Origin of the sequence: Empedobacter sedimenti (assembly GCF_030005555.1) — a bacterium.
Classification (GTDB): domain Bacteria; phylum Bacteroidota; class Bacteroidia; order Flavobacteriales; family Weeksellaceae; genus Empedobacter; species Empedobacter sedimenti.
Genome location: NZ_JASCQG010000032.1, coordinates 1 through 4,573 on the forward strand (window position 1 = coordinate 1; position 4,573 = coordinate 4,573).

General features: G+C 26.2%; 5 protein-coding genes. All 5 read right to left on the minus strand.

Going from position 1 to position 4,573, the window contains the following annotated elements; all coding sequences use genetic code 11:
- Nucleotides 1-471: 471 nt before the first annotated feature.
- The gene (locus QHG34_RS15675; RefSeq protein WP_188320246.1) at nt 472-798 is read right to left on the minus strand and encodes a type II toxin-antitoxin system RelE family toxin; all 327 of its coding nucleotides are present in this window, start codon (nt 796-798) and stop codon (nt 472-474) included.
- Nucleotides 788-1,003, minus strand: a complete 216-nt coding sequence (locus QHG34_RS15680; RefSeq protein WP_282631164.1) for a hypothetical protein — start codon at nt 1,001-1,003, stop codon at nt 788-790. Before QHG34_RS15680 ends, QHG34_RS15675 begins: the two co-directional genes overlap by 11 nt.
- A gap of 69 nt (nt 1,004-1,072) precedes the next feature.
- On the minus strand, nt 1,073-1,294 hold the full coding sequence (locus QHG34_RS15685; protein WP_225540533.1) for a hypothetical protein: 222 nt from the start codon (nt 1,292-1,294) through the stop codon (nt 1,073-1,075).
- 11 nt (nt 1,295-1,305) lie between these two features.
- Nucleotides 1,306-1,788, minus strand: a complete 483-nt coding sequence (locus QHG34_RS15690; RefSeq protein ID WP_225540534.1) for a hypothetical protein — start codon at nt 1,786-1,788, stop codon at nt 1,306-1,308.
- Between the two features lie 12 nt (nt 1,789-1,800).
- Nucleotides 1,801-2,829, minus strand: a complete 1,029-nt coding sequence (locus QHG34_RS15695; RefSeq protein ID WP_225540535.1) for a replication initiation protein — start codon at nt 2,827-2,829, stop codon at nt 1,801-1,803.
- Nucleotides 2,830-4,573: the final 1,744 nt, after the last annotated feature.

The following is a 4,573-nucleotide window of genomic DNA, read 5'->3' on the forward strand; positions in this document are numbered from 1 at the left end:
TGTTCATTGTTTTTTTTGATTTAAATTAAACTTATATACTTCATTTACTTGGTATGTGTCTTAAAATCTCTGCTAACATAGTAATTTACGAAGTAAATAATAGAAAAGTTTCGTGAAATATTCCCTATATCCGTATTTCGTGTAATTACTTTGTTAAAAGTAATAAATTCTTTGATAGTCTATATTATCTAAATAAAATTTGTAGAATAGCGAGGTTTTTATTTAATACTTTTAAATTCTCAATCATGGATCACGAAACTCTACAATTGATACTTTCTTAATCTATTTCATTACTTAACATAATTGAAATTATACACCTAAATATTTTAGGTTAAAACATTGATATTGTGATAGTGCCGTTTTGAATAAATAATTTTAGGTTTGAAAATGCTCTGAATGGCGCATTCTGCCGTTGAAACGACATATCCAAATCGGACAAAATAAAGCCTTAGTATTTGAAATACTAAGGCTTTATTTTATATTTTTCAATAATTCTTTTATTTCTTCATCTGAAATAGAATCTTGATCGCTTTTATCATAAATAGATAGTAGATAAACAGTTTCGTTTTCGATTAAGATATGAGTAATGACTCTTGCTCCACCACTTTTACCCTTTCCTTTAGATTTTATAGCTAAGCGTACTTTGTAGCAGTTGTTTCCTAAGTTTGTTCCAAGAGTAGGATTTTGTTCTAATTCCTCAAATAGAGAAGAAAGATCGTCTTTAATGGAGCGATACTTTTTTCCTAATCTTTTCGCTTGTTTTAGAAACTCTGGAACAGCAATAATACTATAACTCATTTAGTAACTCTTTAGTCGAAATTCCTTTTAATTTAGCGTCCTTTATTAAATTCAATTCATTAACGGCTTGAGAAATTTCATCTTTGATATTACTTGAGTTATTTTGTTTTGTAATTTTCATTTTTAAAGCTTTTGCAAATGCTTTTAATGCCTTAGCTTCTTCGGATGTAGATGGCTCTACTATATAGATTTCTTGTGTTGTCATAATTTTAATTCTTTAATAATGAACGTAACTAATCTGAAAACAAAAATACAAAAACTGTACAAGTTATTTTTATTGAGTTACTTGTTTATTTATTTCATCTAAAATAGATAATTGATTTTTAGATGCATTTTTTTGTTTTTTCATTTCTTTTTCAATTGTAATGGAATGATCGTTTCCGTGTTGAAAAAGTATATATTCGATATATTTTTTCAAACTCATTCCGTTTGCAGAAGCAAGGATAGATAAACGTCTTTGTGTTTCTAAATCCAAATCAATTAATTTTCTTTTCATATCTGGAGGAATTATTGGTCTAATCCTTTTTCTTTTGCTTCAATAAAATTGCGTTGTTGAAAAACATCAATCATTTTTTGATGCATTTCTAAATGCTTTTGGTAAGTCTGTTTATGATACTCTAATTCATTTAGAAGTGTCTGAATATATTCTTTAGAATCATCTAATCTATTTTTTGATTCTTCAATCTTCTCTTTCAATAAAGGGTATTCAGTTAGTCTTTTTTGAAACTCTAAATATTCTTCTTGAGAAAAAGCTTCAATAATATCAAATTCTTCATTCTCTACATCAGAATTAGTGTCCGCAGGTTGTCCGTAGGTTGTCCGTAGGTTGTCCGCTGAATATTTATTTATAATAAAATTAAATGCGTCTTCTGATAGTAGATATTTACCTTCTATTTTAGATATTTCTTTATCTATGTATCTTCTGACTGTTCTATCAGAGACTTTTAGTTTTTTTGAAATATCGGTTGTGGTGAATTTTATTTCCTCCATTTTGTTTAATAATTACATGTCCGCAGGTTGTCCGTGGGTTGTCCGCGTATTTAGAAATTTATTTTCAAATATTTGTTCAAACTTCTTCTTTAATGCTCCAATAATAAATCCTTTTCGATTGTCTGCATATGTTGAAGGTTCTCGAAGATCGGTAAGAAAATCTAATAAAACTTCTTCAGATAAATTATTATACAAACTTTCAAATAAATTCAAATTATTGTTCAATTCTTTATCTGTAAAATCGAAATTATGTTTTAAATAATCCTCAATATTTTTTGGAATAAACCAACGATTAGACATTTGTTTATTCAAGTTCTTTCTTTGGATATTTTCACTATCAAATTGAGGTTGATAAATAGGAATAAATCTTATAGAAGTTATTTTTTTACCTGTTTTGATTTTCTCATAGTGAAATGTGTAAGGAGATTTTTCGTCTAATTCCTTTTTTGCAGAATCAACGACCCTTTTTATAAAATTATTTGTATCCTGATATTTATTCTCAATTAAGAACATTTTTTTTAAGTTGTCAATAGAATAATTAATCGGTTTTTTTTGTTCCGAAATAAGCTCATAAAATCGCATAGCGTAAGTTGTTTCAAAACTAAGCGCAATATCTAATCTTAATTTCCTAAAACCTTTCGCAAAATTTATTAGAACTTCAACAACTCTTGGGTTTAGTTCAAACTCTACATATTCATTTCTTTTGTATGCTTTAGGTTTTTCAATTAATCGAACTAATTCCCATAAGTCGTCATCTTCATACTCAAATGATTTACTTTCTAAAGATTTTAGAGCATTTTTAAATTGCTGATGATTTTTATCGTCGGTAGATTTTAGAAGAGAATTATAGGGAATTTTAATTTTATAACTATCGTCATCTTTTTTAATTAGAGAATATTTTTTATTCAACTCCTTCCCTTCAATTAAGAACTGAAACTGTTCAATAATTCTATAAAAAATTCTTTTCTCAAAAACTTTATAATCGTATTTTGCGGTTGTCAAAATATACGACTGTATTAGTTCCTTCTCTTTAATAATCATTCAAGTATGGTTTATCTCCAACAAAATTAATACTAAAAAATTTAAAAACCAACATATAACTTTGTAAGTTGGAGTTAGTATTACAAAAGTTGGAGTTTGATTGTTTTTTAGTATTACAAAAGTTGGAGTTAAGTATTACAGAAGTTGGAGTTGATAATTTTTAAATCTTTTTAATAACTATGATATTCAATTTAATATCCGTTTTTTGTCGAAAGCCGATAAGTTATGTTAGATAAGCTATGTTTAATTAATACAAAAACATGGTAATTTTTTAGTTTTTAAGGGTGTGATTTTCTTCGAAAAATCACTTTTGGGAGCTTGCGTGAAATGCACTGTTTTCGTTGGAGTGAAAAAAACAAAAACAAATTGACGTGACTTTTTTATGCGCACCAGGGGGCGGGCGGACTTTTTATTTTTGATAAATTTATCTAATTTAATTAACTGATTTTTAATTCATTAATGTATTTTTGTTGCTCAAATTTAATGTTTAACCATAAATTTGAAAGCGAAACGATTTTAAAACGGCTTCTTTTGAGATCGTTTTTTTTGCGTTTTAAGACATTTTATTTTTAATCATTAGGAAATTATAGCAAAAAGTATTTAAAGCTGTTTAAAGCTAAAAAATAACTATATACAAGCTTATTCACTCCTTAATTTGAGTTAAAAACAAGTGGGTTTTTAATTATTAGATAAAATAACAACGAAGAATGACCAAAGTAAAACAAATCAAAAGAAAACAAAGGTAAGTTTCGCATCATTAAATTTTAGCATAAAGCCGTTTCACTTTTTATATAAAATTTAGTGATGCTGCACTTGTTGAAATGGCTTTCTTTTTTTTCGTTTTTTCTTTTCTAAAATGTGTTTTTTTAAGCTAATTTTTCTTAAAAAATCTCTTAAAATTTCAATTAGATGCAAGATATGGATTTGTACGGACATAGTAAATCACAATATTGCCTTTTCAGAAAAAAGGAAAGTAAAAATCGGAACTCTTTTTTACGTGAAATTTGATCGGAATAGTGAGTAGCGAGAGGGAACACGGGAGCGTGTTGTTAATTTATTGGTTATCAAATGTATATTTATTTTAAAATTTTGAAATGTATGTTTTTTGTACATACATTTTAGTTTTTTTTCTTATATATGATTGCTAATCAATTCTTTATGTGTGTAATTATCTACATACATTTTGATATTTACTAATTTTGGAGAAAATTATATACAGAGAAAAATCGATCAAAATTAAGTGATCAAAAACTATCGTTTTTATGTTTTTGAAAAAAAGCAAGAGGATACCGTACAAGGTTCGGTATTTGCTTGATTTTTAAATAGTTGAAAATGTTGTTTTTTACGAAAATGGAACATTTTTTAAATAAGTAATTGACAATCAGTATTTAAAAATGGAACATTTAACAGTTTTTAACATAAAATAAGCTTTTTTTGAATAAAATACAATAATGTAATATGTTTAAAATTTTAATATGATTGATGGAATTTTAAAAAAGGAAAAAAGTATAATGTAGGGGAAGTTATTTTTGATGAATTATTAATAGTTTAAATCGATAGTTTAAATTGTGAAATTGAGATGAAAAAATAGTATTCCGAATGAAAGTAGGAATAGCAAGACGGAATCGGGGAAATCCCAATTCGATTTACATTCCTTTGATTTACAAATTGTTATAAATAATAATACATACTTTATAAATTAAAAAGTATGTATTATAAGTGTAACTTGTTGATATATAATGTT

Excerpts from the sequence above, each read along its gene's own strand:
- QHG34_RS15675 (WP_188320246.1), bottom strand. The coding sequence starts at position 798 with ATGAGTTATAGTATTATTGCTGTTCCAGAGTTTCTAAAACAAGCGAAA.
- QHG34_RS15680 (WP_282631164.1), bottom strand. The coding sequence starts at position 1,003 with ATGACAACACAAGAAATCTATATAGTAGAGCCATCTACATCCGAAGAA.
- QHG34_RS15685 (WP_225540533.1), bottom strand. The coding sequence starts at position 1,294 with ATGAAAAGAAAATTAATTGATTTGGATTTAGAAACACAAAGACGTTTA.
- QHG34_RS15690 (WP_225540534.1), bottom strand. The coding sequence starts at position 1,788 with ATGGAGGAAATAAAATTCACCACAACCGATATTTCAAAAAAACTAAAA.
- QHG34_RS15695 (WP_225540535.1), bottom strand. The coding sequence starts at position 2,829 with ATGATTATTAAAGAGAAGGAACTAATACAGTCGTATATTTTGACAACC.